At 60.7% G+C, this 19,033-nt stretch carries 20 protein-coding genes; all 20 read left to right on the forward strand.

Going from position 1 to position 19,033, the window contains the following annotated elements:
- Positions 1–8 precede the first annotated feature (8 nt).
- The 20 genes from rnpA to N5C28_RS18425 all read left to right on the forward strand — a co-directional run bounded on the left by rnpA (position 9) and on the right by N5C28_RS18425 (position 19,022).
- Positions 9–410, forward strand: coding sequence for a ribonuclease P protein component (rnpA, locus tag N5C28_RS18330; protein ID WP_279824556.1), 402 nt, complete (start codon positions 9–11; stop codon positions 408–410).
- Positions 403–648 carry a membrane protein insertion efficiency factor YidD gene (gene yidD, locus N5C28_RS18335; protein WP_279824557.1) on the forward strand — a complete coding sequence of 82 codons (246 nt, stop codon included), beginning with the start codon at positions 403–405 and terminating at the stop codon, positions 646–648. Before rnpA ends, yidD begins: the two co-directional genes overlap by 8 nt.
- A 2-nt stretch (positions 649–650) precedes the next feature.
- Positions 651–2,426, forward strand: coding sequence for a membrane protein insertase YidC (gene yidC / locus N5C28_RS18340; protein WP_279824558.1), 1,776 nt, complete (start codon positions 651–653; stop codon positions 2,424–2,426).
- Between the two features lie 74 nt (positions 2,427–2,500).
- Positions 2,501–3,868, forward strand: coding sequence for a tRNA uridine-5-carboxymethylaminomethyl(34) synthesis GTPase MnmE (mnmE, locus tag N5C28_RS18345; protein ID WP_279824560.1), 1,368 nt, complete (start codon positions 2,501–2,503; stop codon positions 3,866–3,868).
- Positions 3,869–4,396: 528 nt separating this feature from the next.
- The gene (gene mnmG / locus N5C28_RS18350; RefSeq protein ID WP_279824561.1) at positions 4,397–6,289 is read left to right on the forward strand and encodes a tRNA uridine-5-carboxymethylaminomethyl(34) synthesis enzyme MnmG; all 1,893 of its coding nucleotides are present in this window, start codon (positions 4,397–4,399) and stop codon (positions 6,287–6,289) included.
- Entirely contained in the window at positions 6,289–6,936 is a 648-nt protein-coding gene (rsmG, locus tag N5C28_RS18355) for a 16S rRNA (guanine(527)-N(7))-methyltransferase RsmG (protein WP_279824562.1), read from the forward strand. The genes mnmG and rsmG overlap by 1 nt, the downstream gene beginning before the upstream one ends.
- 13 nt (positions 6,937–6,949) lie before the next feature.
- A complete protein-coding gene (locus N5C28_RS18360; protein WP_279824563.1) occupies positions 6,950–7,738 on the forward strand; it encodes a ParA family protein in 789 nt (262 codons plus the stop codon).
- A gap of 11 nt (positions 7,739–7,749) precedes the next feature.
- On the forward strand, positions 7,750–8,622 hold the full coding sequence (locus tag N5C28_RS18365; RefSeq protein ID WP_279824564.1) for a ParB/RepB/Spo0J family partition protein: 873 nt from the start codon (positions 7,750–7,752) through the stop codon (positions 8,620–8,622).
- Between the two features lie 159 nt (positions 8,623–8,781).
- Positions 8,782–9,189 (forward strand): F0F1 ATP synthase subunit I, encoded by a 408-nt coding sequence (locus N5C28_RS18370; RefSeq protein ID WP_279824566.1) that lies wholly within the window; start codon positions 8,782–8,784, stop codon positions 9,187–9,189.
- 16 nt (positions 9,190–9,205) lie between these two features.
- Entirely contained in the window at positions 9,206–10,075 is an 870-nt protein-coding gene (gene atpB / locus N5C28_RS18375; RefSeq protein ID WP_279824568.1) for a F0F1 ATP synthase subunit A, read from the forward strand.
- 114 nt (positions 10,076–10,189) lie between these two features.
- Positions 10,190–10,447 carry a F0F1 ATP synthase subunit C gene (atpE, locus tag N5C28_RS18380; protein ID WP_003097235.1) on the forward strand — a complete coding sequence of 86 codons (258 nt, stop codon included), beginning with the start codon at positions 10,190–10,192 and terminating at the stop codon, positions 10,445–10,447.
- 57 nt (positions 10,448–10,504) lie between these two features.
- Positions 10,505–10,975, forward strand: coding sequence for a F0F1 ATP synthase subunit B (locus tag N5C28_RS18385; protein ID WP_279824569.1), 471 nt, complete (start codon positions 10,505–10,507; stop codon positions 10,973–10,975).
- A 14-nt stretch (positions 10,976–10,989) separates the two neighbouring features.
- Positions 10,990–11,526, forward strand: coding sequence for a F0F1 ATP synthase subunit delta (locus N5C28_RS18390; RefSeq protein ID WP_279824570.1), 537 nt, complete (start codon positions 10,990–10,992; stop codon positions 11,524–11,526).
- 21 nt (positions 11,527–11,547) lie between these two features.
- Complete coding sequence (atpA, locus tag N5C28_RS18395) at positions 11,548–13,092, forward strand: F0F1 ATP synthase subunit alpha (protein ID WP_279824571.1); 1,545 nt, start codon at positions 11,548–11,550, stop codon at positions 13,090–13,092.
- A gap of 50 nt (positions 13,093–13,142) precedes the next feature.
- A complete protein-coding gene (atpG, locus tag N5C28_RS18400) occupies positions 13,143–14,003 on the forward strand; it encodes a F0F1 ATP synthase subunit gamma (protein WP_279824573.1) in 861 nt (286 codons plus the stop codon).
- A 30-nt stretch (positions 14,004–14,033) separates the two neighbouring features.
- Entirely contained in the window at positions 14,034–15,410 is a 1,377-nt protein-coding gene (gene atpD / locus N5C28_RS18405) for a F0F1 ATP synthase subunit beta (protein WP_279824575.1), read from the forward strand.
- 80 nt (positions 15,411–15,490) lie between these two features.
- Positions 15,491–15,916 carry a F0F1 ATP synthase subunit epsilon gene (locus N5C28_RS18410; protein WP_279824576.1) on the forward strand — a complete coding sequence of 142 codons (426 nt, stop codon included), beginning with the start codon at positions 15,491–15,493 and terminating at the stop codon, positions 15,914–15,916.
- Positions 15,917–16,050: 134 nt separating this feature from the next.
- Entirely contained in the window at positions 16,051–17,412 is a 1,362-nt protein-coding gene (gene glmU / locus N5C28_RS18415) for a bifunctional UDP-N-acetylglucosamine diphosphorylase/glucosamine-1-phosphate N-acetyltransferase GlmU (RefSeq protein WP_279824577.1), read from the forward strand.
- Between the two features lie 118 nt (positions 17,413–17,530).
- The gene (locus N5C28_RS18420) at positions 17,531–18,142 is read left to right on the forward strand and encodes a LysE family transporter (protein WP_279824579.1); all 612 of its coding nucleotides are present in this window, start codon (positions 17,531–17,533) and stop codon (positions 18,140–18,142) included.
- A 109-nt stretch (positions 18,143–18,251) separates the two neighbouring features.
- Complete coding sequence (locus N5C28_RS18425) at positions 18,252–19,022, forward strand: DeoR family transcriptional regulator (protein WP_279824580.1); 771 nt, start codon at positions 18,252–18,254, stop codon at positions 19,020–19,022.
- The last annotated feature ends 11 nt before the right edge of the window (positions 19,023–19,033 follow it).

Raw genomic sequence — 19,033 nt, forward strand, 5'->3', positions numbered from 1 at the left:
GTCTTGTGGTGAGTCGAGGCTTCGGCCGGGAAAAGCGTCTGCTAACTCCCCGGCAATTCAAGGCAGTCTTCGACTCCCCCAGCGGCAAAGCGCCGGGCAGAAATGTCCTGCTGCTTGCGCGTGATAACGACCTCGATCATCCCCGGCTAGGGCTGGTGATCGGAAAAAAGAGCGTCAAGCTCTCGGTCGAGCGCAATCGCCTGAAACGCCAGATCCGCGAGTCGTTCCGACTGAATCAGGAAACCCTGACCGGTTGGGACATCGTGGTGGTCGCGCGTAAGGGCCTCGGCGATCTGGATAACCCCGAACTCGCTCAACAGTTCGGCAAACTCTGGAAACGCCTGGCACGCAGCAAGCCGACCCCGCAAGCGCCTGCCCAAAGTGGGGTGAACGACAGTCCCCATGCGTAAACTGGCCCTCGCTTCAATCCAGTTCTACCGCTACGCCATCAGCCCCCTGATGGCCAGTCACTGTCGTTTCTACCCCAGCTGTTCCTGCTACGCGCATGAAGCCATCGAGCAACACGGCTTCGTGCGGGGTGGCTGGCTGACCGTTCGCAGGCTCGGCCGCTGTCATCCCTGGAATCCCGGTGGCTACGACCCGGTTCCCCCCGCGAAAAATTCCCGTTCCTCTTCGATGGCCGAATAATCATGGATATTCAACGCTCGATCCTGATCGTCGCCCTGGCAATCGTGTCCTACATGCTGGTTCTGCAGTGGAACCAGGATTATGGCCAGGCTGCCCTGCCGACTCAGAATGCCGCAGCCAGTAGTTCCGTACCAGGTTTGCCGGATACCCCAACTGCACCCGCTGCACTGGGCAACGACATTCCTTCTGCCGTGGCAACCGAGCCAAGCGCTGCCGCCGTGGCACCGACCGCCGTCAGCGACCAGTTGATCCGGGTTAAGACCGATGTCCTCGACCTGGCCATCGATCCGCGCGGTGGCGATATCGTGCAGCTCACCCTGCCGCAGTACCCGCGCCGTCAGGATCGTCCGGATGTTCCGTTCCAGCTGTTCGACAACGGCAACGAGCGTACCTACCTGGCGCAGAGCGGTCTGATTGGCAGCAATGCCCCGGACAAATCCAGCGGCCGTGCCCTGTGGAGCAGCGAAAAGTCGCAGTACGCGCTGGCTGAAGGCCAGGACCAGCTGGTGGTCGACCTGACCTACACCGAAGGTAACGTCAATTACATCAAGCGTTTCACCTTCAAGCGTGGCCTGAACGCCGAGTGTTCGGCCAAGGAACAGCAGACCAAGAAACCGGGCTGCATCGATCCTTCGTCTTACCAGGTCGACATCAAGTACCTGATCGACAACCAGAGCGAACAGGCCTGGAGCGGCAACTTCTTCGCCCAGCTCAAGCGTGATGGCAGCGGTGATCCGTCTTCGACCACGGCTACCGGTACCGCGACCTACCTGGGTGGTGCCGTCTGGACCCCGGGCGAGCCGTACAAGAAGATCTCGATCAAGGACATCGACAAGCAGGACGAGAAGCGCCGCGAAGGCAACCCGAACGCCTGGTACAAGGAAAACGTCGAAGGTGGCTGGGTCGCCTGGCTGCAACACTACTTCGTGACCGCCTGGATTCCTTCGAAGGACAGCACCAACCAGGTGCAGAGCCGCAAGGACACCCAGGGCAACTACATCGTCGGCTTTACCGGTCAGACCCTGCAGGTCGCACCGGGCAGCAAAGGCGAAGTCGGCGCAATCCTGTACGCCGGTCCGAAAATTCAGGGTCACCTGAAAACCCTGTCCCCGGGGCTCGAACTGACCGTCGACTACGGCATCCTGTGGTTCCTCGCCCAGCCGATCTTCTGGCTGCTGGAAGTCATCCACGGCATGTTGGGCAACTGGGGCTGGTCGATCATTGCCCTGACCGTCATCATCAAGCTGATCTTCTTCCCGCTGTCCGCGGCCAGCTACAAGTCGATGGCACGCATGCGCGCCGTATCGCCGAAGCTGCAGGCCCTGAAGGAACAGTTCGGTGACGATCGCCAGAAGATGTCCCAGGCGATGATGGAGCTGTACAAGAAAGAGAAGATCAACCCGCTGGGCGGCTGCCTGCCGATCCTGGTGCAGATGCCGGTCTTCCTGGCACTCTACTGGGTGCTGCTGGAAAGCGTCGAGATGCGCCAGGCGCCCTGGCTGCTGTGGATCACCGACCTGTCGATCAAGGATCCGTTCTTCATCCTGCCGATCATCATGGGCGCCACGATGTTCATCCAGCAGCAGTTGAACCCGACGCCGCCGGATCCGATGCAGGCCCGGGTACTGAAGCTGATGCCAATCATCTTCACCTTCTTCTTCCTGTGGTTCCCGGCTGGTCTGGTCCTGTACTGGGTCGTCAACAACGTCCTGTCGATCGCGCAGCAGTGGTACATTACCCGCAAGATCGAAGCAGCAGCGAAGGCCGCAGCCGCCTGATCGGCTAACGCTTCTACGCTATGAAAGACGCCCCCGCTGTGGGGCGTCTTGCTATCCGCCATTCGGAGTCGAGCATGTCCCCAATCCGTGAAACCATTGCCGCCGTCGCCACTGCACAGGGTCGTGGTGGGGTCGGGATCGTCCGCATTTCCGGACCGCTTGCCGGTACGCTCGCCCGCTCGCTGTGCCAACGGGAGCTCAAGCCGCGCTACGCCCACTACGGCCCGTTCTTCGCCGAGAACGACCAGGTGCTCGATGAAGGCCTGGCGCTGTTCTTCCCCGGCCCGAATTCGTTCACCGGCGAAGACGTCTTGGAATTGCAGGGGCACGGTGGTCCGGTGGTTCTCGACCTGCTGCTGCGCCACTGCCTGCAGCTCGGCGCGCGCCTGGCCCGTCCTGGCGAGTTCAGCGAACGCGCCTTCCTCAATGACAAGCTCGACCTGGCCCAGGCCGAGGCGATCGCCGACCTGATCGAGGCCAGTTCCGAACAGGCTGCCCGCAATGCGCTGCGCTCCCTGCAGGGCGAATTTTCCCGGCGTGTGCACAGCCTGACCGAGCGCCTGATCAACCTGCGTATCTATGTCGAAGCCGCCATCGACTTTCCCGAGGAGGAAATCGACTTCCTTGCCGATGGCCACGTGTTGGGCCTGTTGGAGGCGGTGCGCAACGAACTGGCCGGTGTGCTGCGCGAAGCCGGGCAGGGCGCGCTGCTGCGCGAGGGCATGACGGTGGTCATTGCCGGTCGGCCGAATGCCGGTAAATCCAGCCTGCTCAATGCCCTGGCCGGACGTGAAGCGGCGATCGTCACGGAGATCGCCGGCACAACCCGGGACATTCTGCGCGAACATATCCACATCGACAGCATGCCGCTACACGTGGTGGACACCGCCGGTTTACGCGATACCGACGACCAGGTGGAGAAGATCGGGGTCGAGCGTGCTCTGAAGGCCATCGGTGAAGCCGACCGGATCCTGCTGGTGGTGGATGCGACTGCGCCTGAAGCTGCCGATCCCTTCGCGTTGTGGCCGGAATTCCTCGACCAGCGCCCCGACCCGTCCAGGGTCACGCTGATTCGCAACAAGGCGGATCTATCCGCTGAACCGGTTGCCCTCGAGGTCAGCGAAGACGGCCATGTGACCATCAGCCTGTCAGCTAAATCCAGCGCCGGCCTCGACCTGCTGCGCGATCACCTGAAAGCCTGCATGGGTTACGAGCAGACCGCGGAAAGCGGCTTCAGCGCACGCCGGCGGCACCTGGAGGCCCTGCGCCAGGCCTCTGCACACCTGGATCATGGCCATGCCCAATTGACCCTCGCCGGCGCCGGTGAATTGTTGGCTGAGGACCTGCGACAGGCGCAGCATGCGCTGGGCGAAATCACCGGCGCTTTCAGTTCGGATGACCTGCTCGGTCGAATCTTCTCCAGCTTCTGCATCGGCAAGTAAAACGCCGCCTCTCCCCGATAGAACCGTAGCCCCGACAGGGTTACAGCTATCCCTGAGCGCGCCTTGCGCGCTACAAGAAGCCTGTACCACGACCCTGTTTGATTTGCTAACAGGGTGAAATAAGCCCTGTGGAAAACCGTGCCTGAACCCAGTCCATAACCCGGTTGAAAAGCCGGGGAGAAACCACCTTGTGGATAACCACCCTTTCCATACACAGGTTACAGACCGCTATCCAACAGTCAGTGGCCAGGAAAATCACAGGGTTTTGAAACGCTGCAGCCCTTGTAGGGTTAAGCCTGCAGCAATCTATCCACAGATAAGACGCACATAAGAAATAAACATATAAACAAGCCTTTATAAAAATTCATTCTTTTATTCTTTATTAACATCTCTTTCCCGGGTCTTCCCAGAGCTGGCTATTTTTTGTGCAAAAGGCTTCATTCACACTAGGTAAATCCCTATACTTGCCGGCTCTTCTGCTTTCGTAAGCAAATCCCTCCCTTTTGAAACAGGCACACGAGGTGCGTGGTGGATTTCCCTTCCCGTTTTCAAGTGATCGTGATCGGCGGTGGTCATGCCGGTACCGAAGCTGCGCTCGCAGCAGCACGCATGGGCGTGAAGACCCTGCTGCTGACCCATAACGTGGAAACCCTCGGCCAGATGAGCTGCAACCCGGCCATCGGCGGGATTGGCAAAAGCCATCTGGTCAAGGAAATCGACGCCCTCGGCGGCGCCATGGCCGAAGCCACGGACAAGGGCGGTATCCAGTTCCGTGTACTGAACAGCCGCAAAGGCCCAGCGGTGCGCGCCACACGCGCCCAGGCTGATCGCGTCCTGTACAAGGCTGCCATCCGCGAGACGCTGGAGAATCAAGCGAACCTGTGGATATTCCAGCAGGCCGCTGACGATCTCATCGTCGAGCAGGACGAGGTCAAGGGAGTAGTCACCCAAATGGGGCTGCGCTTCTTTGCCGACTCCGTGGTACTGACCACCGGGACCTTCCTCGGTGGACTTATCCACATCGGCCTGCAGAACTATTCCGGCGGCCGTGCCGGCGATCCGCCTTCGATCGCCCTGGCCAAGCGCCTGCGTGAGCTACCGTTGCGTGTGGGCCGCCTCAAGACCGGTACGCCACCGCGTATCGATGGTCGCTCCGTGGACTTTTCGGTGATGACCGAACAGCCGGGCGATACACCTATTCCGGTGATGTCCTTCCTGGGCTCGAAAGAACAGCATCCGCGGCAGGTAAGCTGCTGGATCACTCACACCAATGCCCGCACCCACGAGATCATTGCGTCCAACCTCGACCGTTCGCCGATGTATTCCGGCGTGATCGAAGGCGTGGGCCCGCGCTACTGCCCGTCGATCGAAGACAAGATCCACCGTTTTGCCGACAAGGAAAGCCACCAGGTCTTCATCGAGCCGGAAGGCCTGACCACCCACGAGCTGTACCCCAACGGGATTTCCACGTCGCTGCCGTTCGATGTGCAGCTGCAGATCGTGCAGAGCATCCGCGGCATGGAAAACGCCCACATCGTGCGCCCGGGCTACGCCATCGAGTACGACTACTTCGATCCGCGTGACCTCAAGTACAGCCTGGAAACCAAGGTCATCGGCGGTCTGTTTTTCGCTGGCCAGATCAACGGCACCACCGGCTACGAAGAGGCCGGTGCCCAGGGTCTGCTGGCCGGCTGCAACGCCGCATTGCGCGCCCAGGGCAAAGACGCCTGGTGCCCACGCCGTGACGAAGCTTATATCGGCGTGCTGGTCGACGACCTGATCACCCTCGGCACCCAGGAGCCGTACCGCATGTTCACCTCGCGTGCCGAGTACCGGCTGATCCTGCGCGAGGACAACGCTGACCTGCGTCTGACTGAAAAAGGCCGTGAGCTCGGGCTGGTGGACGATGTGCGCTGGGCAGCGTTTGAAGCCAAGCGCGAGGGCATCGCCCAGGAAGAACAGCGCCTGAAGAGCACCTGGGTGCGCCCGAACACGCCGCAGGGCGACGCCATCGCCACGCGTTTCGGCACCCCGTTGACCCACGAGTACAACCTGCTGAACCTGCTGTCCCGCCCGGAGATCGACTACGCCGGTCTCGTCGAGGTGACTGGCGGTGGTGCCGAGGACCCTCAGGTCGCGGAGCAGGTCGAGATCAAGACCAAATACGCCGGTTACATCGACCGTCAGCAGGATGAAATCGCCCGCCTGCGTGCCAGCGAAGACACCAGGCTGCCTGACGATATCGACTACACGACTATTTCCGGTCTGTCGAAAGAGATCCAGCACAAGCTGGGCAACACCCGTCCGGCGACGCTGGGTCAGGCATCGCGCATCCCGGGTGTTACCCCTGCGGCGATTTCCCTGCTGCTGATCCACCTGAAGAAACGCGGCGCCGGCCGAGAGCTGGAGCAAAGCGCCTGATGTCTGCGGTCACTACCCGTCATGCCGAGGAACTCATCGAAGGCGCCCGCGAGCTGGGCATCGAGCTCACGGCTCGGCAGCAGGAGCTGTTGCTCGGCTACCTGGCCCTGCTGATCAAGTGGAACAAGGCCTACAATCTGACGGCTGTGCGCGATCCTGATGAAATGGTTTCGCGCCATCTGCTCGACAGCCTGAGCGTGGTTTCGTACGTGGCCGAGGCTGGGGATAACTGGCTGGATGTGGGCAGCGGCGGCGGCATGCCGGGTGTGCCCCTGGCAATCATGTTCCCCGAACGCCGTTTCACCCTGCTGGATTCCAACGGCAAGAAGACCCGCTTCCTGACCCAGGTGAAGCTCGAGCTGAAGCTGGACAACCTCAAGGTTATCCACAGCCGCGTCGAAGCGTTCACCCCTGAACAGCCATTCACTGGCATCAGTTCACGGGCCTTCAGTTCGCTTGAAGACTTTTCCAGCTGGACCCGTCACCTGGGCAACGGCGAGACCCAGTGGCTGGCCATGAAGGGCGTACACCCGGATGACGAGCTGCAGGCCCTGCCGGCGGACTTTCGTCTCACTGCCACGCATGTGCTCAAGGTTCCCGGTTGCCAAGGTCAGCGCCATCTGCTGATACTGCGACGCTCGGTCTAGGGGGAACGGCAGCATGGCAAAGGTATTCGCAATCGCTAACCAGAAAGGCGGTGTGGGCAAGACCACCACCTGCATCAACCTGGCTGCGTCACTGGTGGCGACCAAGCGCCGCGTGCTGCTGATCGACCTCGATCCCCAGGGCAACGCGACCATGGGCAGCGGTGTCGACAAGCATGGCCTGGATCACTCGATCTACGACGTGCTGATCGGCGAGTGCAACCTGGTCGATGCCATGCAGTTTTCCGAGCATGGCGGCTACCAGCTGCTGCCGGCCAACCGCGACCTGACCGCCGCCGAAGTGGCACTGCTGGAAATGAAGATGAAGGAAAGCCGCCTGCGTTATGCCCTGGCGCCTATCCGCGAGAACTACGACTACATCCTCATCGACTGCCCGCCGGCCCTGTCGATGCTGACCATCAACGCCCTGGTGGCCGCCGATGGCGTCATTATCCCCATGCAGTGCGAGTACTACGCGCTGGAGGGGCTGAGTGACCTGGTCAACAGCATTCAGCGTATCGCCCAGCTGTTGAACCCGAGCCTGAAGATCGAAGGCCTGCTGCGCACCATGTACGATCCGCGCATCAGCCTGACCAATGATGTTTCTGCACAGCTCAAGGAACATTTCGCCGACAAGCTGTACCAAACCGTGATCCCGCGTAACGTGCGCCTGGCCGAGGCCCCGAGCTTCGGCATGCCGGCGCTGGTCTACGACAAGCAATCCCGTGGTGCCATCGCCTACCTGGCGCTGGCGGGCGAACTGGTTCGGCGCCAACGCACCAGTGCCCACACTGCAACTGCATAAGGAAATTTCGCATGGCTGCCAAGAAACGAGGGCTGGGTCGAGGCCTGGATGCTCTCCTGGGAGGGACCAGCGCCGCTGCCTTGCAGGAAGAAGCCACCGAGGTCGATAGCCGCGAACTGCAACACCTGCCCCTGGACCTGATCCAGCGTGGCAAGTACCAGCCTCGTCGTGACATGGACCCGACCGCACTGGAAGAACTCGCCCAGTCGATCAAGGCCCAGGGCATCCTGCAGCCCATCGTCGTGCGCCCCATCGGCGGTGGCCGTTTCGAAATCATCGCCGGTGAGCGCCGTTGGCGCGCGTCCCAGCAGGCCGGTATCGAGCGTATTCCGGCCATGGTCCGCGACCTGCCCGATGAAGCGGCCATCGCCATGGCGCTGATCGAGAACATCCAGCGCGAAGACCTCAACCCGATCGAAGAAGCGGTTGCGTTGCAGCGCCTGCAACAGGAATTCCAGCTGACCCAGCAACAGGTCGCCGAAGCCGTGGGCAAGTCCCGCGTGACCATCACCAACCTGCTGCGCCTGATCGCCCTGCCGGAGGAGATCAAGACCCTCCTTTCCCACGGTGATCTGGAAATGGGACATGCCCGTGCGCTGCTCGGTCTGCCCCTCGAACAACAGGTGGAAGGGGCGCGACACGTTGTCGCACGGGGCCTGACGGTCCGTCAGACCGAAGCCCTGGTCAGGCAGTGGTTGAACGGCAAGGACAATACGGTTGCACCGACCAAGGCTGATCCCGACATCAGTCGACTGGAACAGCGCCTGGCTGAGCGCCTGGGCTCGCCGGTGCAAATCAAGCACGGACAGAAAGGTAAAGGGCAGTTGGTTATCCGCTACAACTCCCTCGATGAACTGCAGGGCGTTCTGGCCCACATTCGCTGAAACAATTGGCGCTGTAGCACTAGTCGGAAATCACTACCGGGCAGTTGAATGGGGGGGGAACCGCCCCTATACTCTGCGCGCATTTCGTCGGCACAAACTATGCCAAGTTATTGATTTGGCTGGCGCCGATGCCAGAGGTCTGAATCCGGGAACAACGTGATGGATGTCCGCGCGCCAAAACGCATGCCCTTCCATCGTCTTCCAGTCTTCCCGGTGCTGGCCGTACAAGCCGTCGTACTGCTGTTGCTCAGTGCTGTCATCTGGCAGTGGCAAGGTCGTATCGCTGGCTATTCGGCGTTGAGCGGTGGCCTGATTGCCTGGCTGCCGAATGTGTATTTCGCCCACAAGGCGTTCCGTTTCAGCGGGGCGCGGGCTGCTCAAGCGATAGTCCGGTCGTTTTACGCCGGCGAAGCGGGCAAGTTGATTTTGACGGCGGTGCTGTTTGCACTGACGTTTGCAGGTGTGAAGCCATTGGAGCCGCTGGCAGTATTCGGCGTGTTCTTCCTGACCCAACTGGTCAACTGGTTCGCCCCCCTGCTGATGAAAATAAGATTTTTAAGACCTTAGAGCGTTTGAGGGATATATGGCAGCTGCAGAAACCGCTTCGGGTTATATCCAGCATCACTTGACCAACCTGACCTACGGTCAGCATCCGGTTAATGGCTGGGGCTTCGCCCACACCGCCAAGGAAGCCCAGGAAATGGGTTTCTGGGCATTCCACGTGGATACCCTGGCGGTGTCCGTGGTACTCGGCCTGATCTTCATCCTGTTGTTCCGTGCTGCCGCCAAGCGTGCCACCTCGGGCCAACCCAGCGGCTTGCAGAACTTCGTCGAAGTGCTGGTCGAGTTCGTCGACGGCAGCGTGAAGGACACCTTCCACGGCCGTAACCCGCTGATCGCTCCGCTGGCCCTGACCATCTTCGTCTGGGTCTTCCTGATGAACTTCATGGACCTGGTGCCTGTGGACTGGCTGCCGATGCTGGCCGCCAAGGTTGCTGGTGATCCGCACCTGTACTTCCGTGTCGTACCGACCACCGACCCGAACGCCACCCTGGGCCTGGCCCTGTCGGTCTTCGCCCTGATCCTGTACTACAGCATCAAGGTCAAGGGCATCGGCGGTTTCCTCGGCGAGCTGACCCTGCACCCGTTCGGCAGCAAGAACGTCTTCGTTCAGGCGCTGCTGGTTCCGGTCAACTTCCTGCTCGAATTCGTCACCCTGATCGCCAAGCCGGTTTCCCTGGCACTGCGTCTGTTCGGCAACCTGTACGCCGGCGAGCTGATCTTCATCCTCATCGCAATCATGTTCGGCGGCGGCCTGCTGCTGGGTGCGCTGGGTATTGCCTTGCAGTGGGCGTGGGCTGTGTTCCACATCCTGATCATCGTGCTGCAAGCGTTCATCTTCATGATGCTGACCATCGTCTACCTGTCGATGGCGCACGAAGACAACCACTAAGAGCGTTCTGCGCTCGAAGTGGGCGCCCGAAAGGGCAACCGAAGCAACGATTTTGCTTTACCGCTTTACCTTAGAAAACCTTAACCAATACGACGTAAAAAGTCGGGAGGAAAGATGGAAACTGTAGTTGGTCTGACCGCGATCGCTGTTGCTCTGCTGATTGGCCTGGGCGCACTGGGTACCGCTATTGGCTTCGGCCTGCTGGGCGGCAAGTTCCTGGAAGGCGCTGCGCGTCAGCCGGAAATGGTTCCGATGCTGCAAGTTAAAATGTTCATCGTCGCCGGTCTGCTCGACGCCGTGACCATGATCGGTGTTGGTATCGCACTGTTCTTCACCTTCGCGAACCCCTTCGTTGGTCAAATTGCAGGCTAATCACTCGTCATTTCGAGTGAATTGGTTTGACGGACAACGAACGAGCGAGGTGTTGGCGTGAACATTAATGCAACCCTGATTGGCCAGTCCGTTGCCTTCTTCATCTTCGTGCTGTTCTGCATGAAGTACGTGTGGCCTCCGGTCATTGCGGCTTTGCAGGAACGTCAGAAGAAGATTGCAGACGGATTGGACGCTGCCAGCCGTGCGGCTCGTGACCTGGAGTTGGCCCAAGAGAAAGTGGGTCAACAACTGCGCGAAGCCAAAGGCCAGGCCGCTGAAATCATTGAGCAAGCCAAGAAACGCGCGACCCAGATCGTCGACGAAGCCCGTGATCAGGCCCGTGTCGAAGCTGACCGTGTGAAGGCTCAGGCTCAGGCCGAGATCGAACAGGAACTGAACAGCGTCAAAGACGCCCTGCGTGCCCAAGTGGGTACCCTGGCCGTCAGCGGTGCCGAGAAGATCCTGGGCGCATCCATCGACCAAAACGCGCATGCGGAGCTGGTTTCCAAACTGGCAGCCGAAATTTAAGCGAGGGCGCGATCATGGCAGAACTGACCACGCTGGCCCGACCTTACGCTAAGGCTGCCTTCGAGTACGCCCAGGCCCACCAGCAACTGGCCAATTGGTCAGCCATGCTCGGCCTGGCTGCACTGGTGTCGCAAGACGACACCATGCAGCGCGTGCTCAAGGCCCCGCGTCTGACGAGTACAGATAAGGCCACCACCTTCATCGAGGTGTGTGGTGACAAGTTCGACGCCCAGGTACGCAATTTCATCCATGTCGTCGCCGAGAACGATCGTCTGGCCCTGTTGCCGGAAATCGTTGCCCTGTTCGAGCTGTACAAGGCCGAGCAGGAAAAATCGGTAGACGTGGACGTTACCAGTGCCTTCGCATTGAGCGATGAACAGCAAGACAAACTCGCCAAGGTTCTCAGTGCACGGCTCGGCCGAGAAGTGCGTCTGCACGCCGCGGAAGATGCCACCCTCATCGGTGGTGTCGTGATCCGCGCCGGCGACCTGGTTATCGATGGCTCAGTTCGCGGCAAAATCGCGAAGCTGGCCGAAGCATTGAAATCTTGAGTTTGAAGGGGCAGCAGAGCTATGCAGCAACTCAATCCTTCCGAAATTAGTGAAATCATCAAGGGCCGCATCGAGAAACTCGATGTAGCCTCCCAAGCCCGTAACGAAGGCACCATCGTCAGCGTGTCTGACGGTATCGTGCGCATTCACGGTCTCGCCGACGTCATGTACGGCGAAATGATCGAGTTCCCGGGCAGCGTCTACGGCATGGCACTGAACCTGGAGCAAGACTCCGTCGGTGCTGTAGTCCTGGGTGCCTACACCAGCCTTGCAGAAGGCATGAGCGCCAAGTGCACCGGCCGCATCCTGGAAGTCCCGGTTGGTCCGGAACTGCTGGGTCGCGTCGTCGACGCGCTGGGCAACCCGATCGACGGCAAAGGCCCGCTGAACAACGTCGCTACCGACGCTGTTGAAAAGGTTGCGCCGGGCGTGATCTGGCGTAAGTCGGTCGACCAGCCGGTGCAAACCGGTTACAAGTCGGTCGATGCCATGATCCCGGTTGGCCGTGGCCAGCGCGAGCTGATCATCGGTGACCGTCAGATCGGTAAAACCGCTCTGGCCATCGACGCCATCATCAACCAGAAGAACAGCGGTATCCGCTGCGTCTACGTGGCTATCGGTCAGAAGCAATCGACCATCGCCAACGTGGTACGCAAGCTGGAAGAGAACGGCGCCCTGGCCAACACCATCGTGGTGGCTGCGTCGGCTTCCGAATCCGCTGCGCTGCAGTTCATTGCACCGTACGCCGGTTGCACCATGGGCGAGTACTTCCGCGACCGCGGTGAAGACGCGCTGATCGTGTATGACGATCTGTCCAAGCAAGCAGTGGCCTACCGCCAGATTTCCCTGCTGCTGCGCCGTCCGCCAGGCCGTGAAGCCTACCCGGGCGACGTGTTCTATCTCCACAGCCGTCTGCTGGAGCGTGCATCGCGCGTTTCCGAAGAGTACGTCGAGAAGTTCACCAATGGCGCCGTGACTGGCAAGACCGGTTCCCTGACCGCTCTGCCGATCATCGAAACCCAGGCTGGCGACGTTTCCGCGTTCGTTCCGACCAACGTGATTTCGATCACCGACGGTCAGATCTTCCTGGAATCGGCCATGTTCAACTCGGGCATCCGTCCTGCGGTCAACGCCGGTATCTCGGTATCCCGCGTAGGTGGTGCTGCACAGACCAAGATCATCAAGAAGCTCTCCGGTGGTATCCGTACCGCTCTGGCTCAGTACCGTGAACTGGCTGCATTCGCCCAGTTCGCTTCTGACCTGGACGAAGCCACCCGCAAGCAGCTTGAGCACGGTCAGCGCGTTACCGAGCTGATGAAGCAGAAGCAATATGCGCCGATGTCGATCGCCGACATGGCCCTGTCGCTGTATGCCGCCGAGCGTGGTTTCCTGCAGGACATCGAAGTCGCCAAAATCGGTGCATTCGAACAGGCCCTGATCGCTTACTTCAACCGGGATCAAGCCGCTCTGCTGGCGAAGATCAACGAGAAGGGTGACTTTAACGACGAAATCGACGCTGGCCTCAAAGCCGGTATCGAGAAGTTCAAGGCCACCCAAACCTGGTAAGCCGCAGTGGGGGCCGAGAGGTCCCCGCTTGCTAACCCGATAGGTGTCAAATGGCAGGCGCAAAAGAGATTCGCAGCAAGATTGCGAGCATCAAAAGCACGCAGAAGATCACCAGCGCCATGGAGAAGGTGGCGGTCAGCAAAATGCGCAAGGCACAACAGCGCATGGCAGCTAGCCGTCCCTACGCGGAGCGTATCCGCCAGGTTATTGGTCATCTGGCCAACGCCAACCCGGAATACCGTCACCCGTTCATGATCGAACGCGAAGTAAAACGCGTTGGTTATGTCGTGGTCAGCTCGGATCGTGGTCTGTGTGGTGGTCTGAACACCAACCTGTTCAAGGCTCTGGTCAAGGACATGGCGAGCAATCGCGAGCAAGGCGTGGAGATCGATCTCTGCGTGGTTGGCAGCAAGGGTGCGGGCTTCTTCCGCAACTTTGGTGGCAACATCGTTGCTGCGATCAGCCACCTGGGCGAGGAACCGTCGATCAATGATCTGATTGGTAGCGTCAAGGTAATGCTCGATGCCTACCTCGAAGGTCGCATCGATCGTTTGTCCGTGGTCTCGAACAAGTTCATCAATACCATGACGCAAAAGCCGACAGTGGAGCAGTTGATTCCGCTGGTGGCTGATCCGGATCAGGAACTCAAGCATCACTGGGATTACCTGTACGAACCCGACGCCAAGGAGCTGCTGGACGGCTTGATGGTGCGTTACGTGGAGTCGCAGGTGTACCAGGCGGTGGTTGAGAACAACGCGGCTGAACAAGCGGCGCGGATGATCGCGATGAAGAACGCCACCGACAACGCTGGCGATCTGATCAAAGGCCTGCAGTTGGTTTACAACAAGGCACGTCAGGCAGCGATCACCCAGGAAATTTCGGAAATCGTCGGCGGCGCTGCCGCGGTTTAAGAACGGTTCAAATATTCAGAGGAACCAAAGATGAGTAGCGGACGTATCGTTCAAATCATCGGCGCCGTTATCGACGTGGAATTCCCGCGTGATCAAGTGCCGAGTGTTTATGAAGCGCTGAAAGTAGACGGCGCCGAAACCACCCTGGAAGTTCAGCAGCAGCTGGGCGACGGCGTGGTCCGTACCATTGCGATGGGTTCGACCGAAGGCCTCAAGCGTGGCCTGAACGTCGGCAGCACTGGCGCAGGCATCCAGGTACCGGTCGGGGTGAAAACCCTGGGCCGTATCATGGACGTGCTGGGCAACCCGATCGACGAAGCCGGTCCGATTGGCGAAGAAGAGCGCTGGGGCATTCACCGTGCCGCTCCGACCTACGCCGAGCAAGCAGGCTCCAACGAGCTGCTGGAAACAGGCATCAAGGTTATCGACCTGGTCTGCCCGTTCGCCAAGGGCGGTAAAGTCGGTCTGTTCGGTGGTGCCGGTGTCGGCAAGACCGTAAACATGATGGAACTGATCCGTAACATCGCCATCGAGCACAGCGGTTATTCCGTGTTCGCCGGTGTGGGTGAGCGTACTCGTGAGGGTAACGACTTCTACCACGAGATGAAGGACTCCAACGTTCTCGACAAGGTAGCCCTGGTCTACGGTCAGATGAACGAGCCGCCAGGCAACCGTCTGCGCGTGGCGCTGACCGGTCTGACCATGGCCGAGAAGTTCCGTGACGAAGGCCGTGATGTTCTGTTCTTCGTGGACAACATCTACCGTTACACCCTGGCCGGTACCGAAGTATCCGCACTGCTCGGCCGTATGCCGTCGGCAGTAGGTTATCAGCCGACCCTGGCCGAAGAGATGGGCGTTCTGCAAGAGCGCATCACGTCGACCAAAACCGGTTCGATCACCTCGATCCAGGCCGTATACGTACCTGCGGACGACCTGACTGACCCGAGCCCGGCGACCACCTTCGCCCACTTGGACGCCACCGTCGTACTGTCCCGTGACATCGCTTCCCTGGGTATCTACCCGGCGGTCGATCCACTCGACTCGACTTCGCGCCAGCTGGACCCGAACGTGATCGGCCAGGAGCACTACGACACCGCTCGCGGCGTTCAGTACGTGCTGCAGCGCTACAAAGAGCTGAAGGACATCATCGCGATCCTCGGCATGGACGAACTGTCGGAAGAAGACAAGCAGCTGGTATCCCGTGCTCGTAAGATCCAGCGCTTCCTGTCCCAGCCGTTCTTCGTGGCCGAAGTCTTCACCGGTTCGCCAGGCAAGTACGTTTCCCTGAAGGACACCATCGCTGGTTTCAGCGGCATCCTGAAAGGTGACTACGATCACCTGCCGGAGCAGGCGTTCTACATGGTTGGCGGCATCGAAGAAGCTGTCGAGAAAGCGAAGAAACTGTAATCACCCGTGCGCCCGGCAACGGGCGCTTCCGGTCCGTCTGCACACCTGGTGGGCAGACAGACCGATACGTGAGGTTAGACATGGCTATGACAGTCCATTGCGACATCGTCAGCGCAGAAGGCGAGATCTTCTCCGGTCTGGTCGAGATGGTGATTGCGCACGGTAACCTGGGTGATCTCGGTATCGCTCCAGGCCACGCGCCGCTGATTACCGACCTCAAGCCGGGTCCGATTCGTCTGGTCAAGCAAGGTGGCGAAGCCGAGGTGTTCTACATCTCCGGTGGCTTCCTCGAAGTTCAGCCGAGTGTGGTGAAAGTGCTCGCCGATACCGTGCAGCGTGCTGCCGATATCGATGAAGCTGCTGCTCAGGAAGCCCTGCGGGCTGCCGAGAAAGCCCTGAGTGAGAAAGGCTCGGAGTTCGACTACGGCTCCGCTGCTGCTCATCTGGCAGAGGTCGCGGCCCAGCTGCGTACCGTCCAGCAGCTGCGCAAGAAGTTCGGCGGTTAATTCCGGCGCTTCATCGCAAGCAAGTAAAAGGGTAGCCTTGGCTACCCTTTTTCTTTGCCTGTCATTTCATATTCCGTGTCGGCTGTGCGGCAGCTCTGCCCAAACCAGTCGACGACTGCTCAGGACCTGCCTCTATGTCGCTCGATATCGTCATCCTCGCCGCCGGCCAAGGCACGCGCATGCGTTCCGCCTTGCCGAAAGTCCTGCACGCCGTGGCCGGCAAATCCATGCTGGGGCACGTGATCGACACCGCACGCCAGTTGAAGCCGCAGGGCATCCACGTGGTGATCGGGCACGGTGCCGAGCAGGTGCGCGAGCGTTTGGCGGCGGATGACCTGAATTTCGTGATCCAGGCCGAGCAGCTCGGCACCGGCCATGCCGTGGCCCAGGCCTTGCCGCAGCTGAGCGCCGACACGGTGCTGATCCTCTATGGCGACGTGCCCCTGATCGAAACGGCGACCCTCGAGCGCCTGCTGGGTCAGGTGAGCGACCAGCAGCTCGGCCTGCTGACCGTCGAGCTGGCCGACCCCACCGGGTACGGGCGCATCGTGCGCAACGGCGACGGCGTGGTTCAGGCCATCATCGAGCACAAGGACGCCAGCGACGCCCAGCGCGCCATCCGCGAAGGCAATACCGGCATCCTCGCCGTGCCGGGCAAGCGCCTGGCCGACTGGCTGGGGCGCCTGTCCAACAGCAATGCCCAGGGTGAGTACTACCTGACCGACGTCATCGCCATGGCGGTGGCCGACGGCCTGGTGGTGGCCACCGAGCGGGCGGCCGACGAGATGGAAGTGCTCGGTGCCAACGACCGCATCCAGTTGTCGCAGCTCGAGCGCCATTACCAGTACCGCGCCGCGCGCCGCCTGATGGCCCAGGGCGTGACCCTGATCGATCCGGCCCGCTTCGACCTGCGCGGTGACGTCACCGTCGGCCGCGACGTGCTGATCGACGCCAACGTCATTCTCGAAGGCAAGGTGGTGATCGAGGACGGTGTGCAGATCGGCCCGAACTGCGTGATCAAGGATTCCGTGCTGCGCCGCGGCGCCATCGTCAAAGCCAACAGCCACCTGGAAGGTGCCGAGCTGGGCGAGGGCGCCGATTGCGGTCCGTTCGCCCGCCTGCGTCCGGGTGCCAAGCTGGGGGCCAAGGCCCATGTGGGCAACTTCGTCGAACTGAAGAACGCGGTGCTGGGCGAGGGCGCCAAGGCGGGCCACCTGAGCTACCTGGGCGATGCCGAAATCGGTGCGCGCACCAACATCGGCGCCGGCACCATCACCTGCAACTACGACGGTGCCAACAAGCACCGTACCCTGCTCGGTGAAGACGTGTTCATCGGCTCCAACAGTGCCCTGGTGGCACCAGTGACCCTGGGCGATCGTTCCACCACGGGCGCCGGCTCGGTGGTGACCCAGGACGTGCCGGCCGACAGCCTGGCCGTCGGCCGTGCCCGCCAGCGCAATATCGAAGGCTGGAAGCGGCCTACGAAGAACAAGTAAGCAGCCTGTAGCCTGGGTTGAGCGAAGCGATACCCGGGAAGTACCAGGCTGAATGGTCTTGTGGATAACTGCCTGACAGGCAGGCTACGTTTCATTCCAACAAGCAGGGAGAAGCAGCGTGTTCGGTGTAACGGATTACAGCGCCTTCGTGGTGGCCTTCATCATCCTGCTGGCGATCCCGGGCCCAGGTAACCTTGCGCTGATCTTATCCACAGGCAAGGGCGGCATCCGTGGTGGCCTGGCGTCGACCCTGGGCATCATTCTGGGTGACCAGGTGTTGATGTGGCTGGCCGTGGCCGGCGTCGCCGCGTTGCTCAAGGCCTACCCGACGGCCTTTCACCTGGTGCAGTGGCTCGGCGCGGCCTACCTGGTCTATCTCGGCCTGCGCATGCTGCTGGCGAAACCCGGGGCAGCGCCGACGCTGAATATCGAGCCACGTCAGTACCTGTGGCAGACGCTGGTGATCACCCTGTTCAATCCCAAGGCCATCGTTTTCTACATGGCCTTCTTCCCCCTGTTCATCGACCCGGTACGCCACCAGGGCATGGTGACGTTCGGTTTCCTGGCAGTGACCATCGCCGTGCTGACCTTCCTGTACGGCCTGGTGATCGTGCTCAGCACCCACTTCCTGGCTGAAAGGATGCGCGCCAACCCGCGCATTTCCAGAATCCTGGAGAAACTGGCAGGGCTGTGCCTGGTGGGTTTCGGCATCAAGCTGACGCTGAACTGAGCCTCGCGAACGCCCGTCGGCGGTGTGTAGATTTTCACCAGCCGCGCTTGCGGGCATCCCGTTCTTATGTTTTGATTCGCGCCATTATCTTTCGAATCGAAACTTACAGATGTCGAAGCGCAATACACCGCAGCGTCGCCACACCATCCTTGCCTTGCTCGCCGAGCAGGGCGAGGTCAGTGTCGATGAGTTGTCGAAAGCCTTCGCCACCTCCGAAGTGACCATTCGCAAAGACCTCTCTGCGCTGGAAAAGAATGGCCTGCTGCTGCGCCGCTATGGGGGGGCAGTGCCCATGCCCCAGGAACTGATCGGGGAGGGTGCGCAACCGGTTTCGCCGTACAAGCAGGCCATCGCCCGAGCCGGCGTTGCCTGCATCCGCGAGCATGCGCGCATCATCATCGACAGTGGCACCACCACCGCGGCGATGATCCCGCAGCTCGGCCACAAGCCCGGCCTGGTAGTGATGACCAACTCGCTGAACGTGGCCAATGCCCTGCGCGAACTGGAGCATGAGCCGGTGCTGCTGATGACGGGCGGTACCTGGGACCCGCACTCGGAGTCCTTCCAGGGCCAGGTGGCGGAACAGGTGCTGCGCTCCTACGATTTCGACCAGCTGTTCATTGGCGCCGATGGCATCGACCTGGCGCGCGGCACTACCACCTTCAATGAGCTGCTGGGCCTGTCCAGGGTGATGGCCGAAGTGGCCCGGGAAGTGGTGGTGATGGTCGAGAGCGACAAGATCGGCCGGCGGATTCCCAACCTCGAGCTGCCCTGGGGCAGCGTGCATACACTGATTACCGATGAACGCCTCGACACCGAGGCCCGTGAACAACTGATCGCGCGCGGCATCAAGCTGATCTGCGCCGCTGTAGACGCTTAAAAGCAAGGAGA

The organism is Pseudomonas sp. GD03944 (genome assembly GCF_029839275.1).
Taxonomy (GTDB): Bacteria; Pseudomonadota; Gammaproteobacteria; order Pseudomonadales; family Pseudomonadaceae; genus Aquipseudomonas.

What these genes read in the sequence shown, in the direction of transcription:
- atpE (WP_003097235.1), top strand. Translation starts at nt 10,190, where the DNA reads ATGGAAACTGTAGTTGGTCTGACCGCGATCGCTGTTGCTCTGCTGATT.
- N5C28_RS18410 (WP_279824576.1), top strand. Translation starts at nt 15,491, where the DNA reads ATGGCTATGACAGTCCATTGCGACATCGTCAGCGCAGAAGGCGAGATC.
- atpB (WP_279824568.1), top strand. Translation starts at nt 9,206, where the DNA reads ATGGCAGCTGCAGAAACCGCTTCGGGTTATATCCAGCATCACTTGACC.
- yidC (WP_279824558.1), top strand. Translation starts at nt 651, where the DNA reads ATGGATATTCAACGCTCGATCCTGATCGTCGCCCTGGCAATCGTGTCC.
- N5C28_RS18390 (WP_279824570.1), top strand. Translation starts at nt 10,990, where the DNA reads ATGGCAGAACTGACCACGCTGGCCCGACCTTACGCTAAGGCTGCCTTC.
- N5C28_RS18425 (WP_279824580.1), top strand. Translation starts at nt 18,252, where the DNA reads ATGTCGAAGCGCAATACACCGCAGCGTCGCCACACCATCCTTGCCTTG.
- glmU (WP_279824577.1), top strand. Translation starts at nt 16,051, where the DNA reads ATGTCGCTCGATATCGTCATCCTCGCCGCCGGCCAAGGCACGCGCATG.
- atpG (WP_279824573.1), top strand. Translation starts at nt 13,143, where the DNA reads ATGGCAGGCGCAAAAGAGATTCGCAGCAAGATTGCGAGCATCAAAAGC.
- rsmG (WP_279824562.1), top strand. Translation starts at nt 6,289, where the DNA reads ATGTCTGCGGTCACTACCCGTCATGCCGAGGAACTCATCGAAGGCGCC.
- yidD (WP_279824557.1), top strand. Translation starts at nt 403, where the DNA reads ATGCGTAAACTGGCCCTCGCTTCAATCCAGTTCTACCGCTACGCCATC.
- N5C28_RS18360 (WP_279824563.1), top strand. Translation starts at nt 6,950, where the DNA reads ATGGCAAAGGTATTCGCAATCGCTAACCAGAAAGGCGGTGTGGGCAAG.
- mnmE (WP_279824560.1), top strand. Translation starts at nt 2,501, where the DNA reads ATGTCCCCAATCCGTGAAACCATTGCCGCCGTCGCCACTGCACAGGGT.
- N5C28_RS18370 (WP_279824566.1), top strand. Translation starts at nt 8,782, where the DNA reads ATGGATGTCCGCGCGCCAAAACGCATGCCCTTCCATCGTCTTCCAGTC.
- N5C28_RS18365 (WP_279824564.1), top strand. Translation starts at nt 7,750, where the DNA reads ATGGCTGCCAAGAAACGAGGGCTGGGTCGAGGCCTGGATGCTCTCCTG.
- atpA (WP_279824571.1), top strand. Translation starts at nt 11,548, where the DNA reads ATGCAGCAACTCAATCCTTCCGAAATTAGTGAAATCATCAAGGGCCGC.
- atpD (WP_279824575.1), top strand. Translation starts at nt 14,034, where the DNA reads ATGAGTAGCGGACGTATCGTTCAAATCATCGGCGCCGTTATCGACGTG.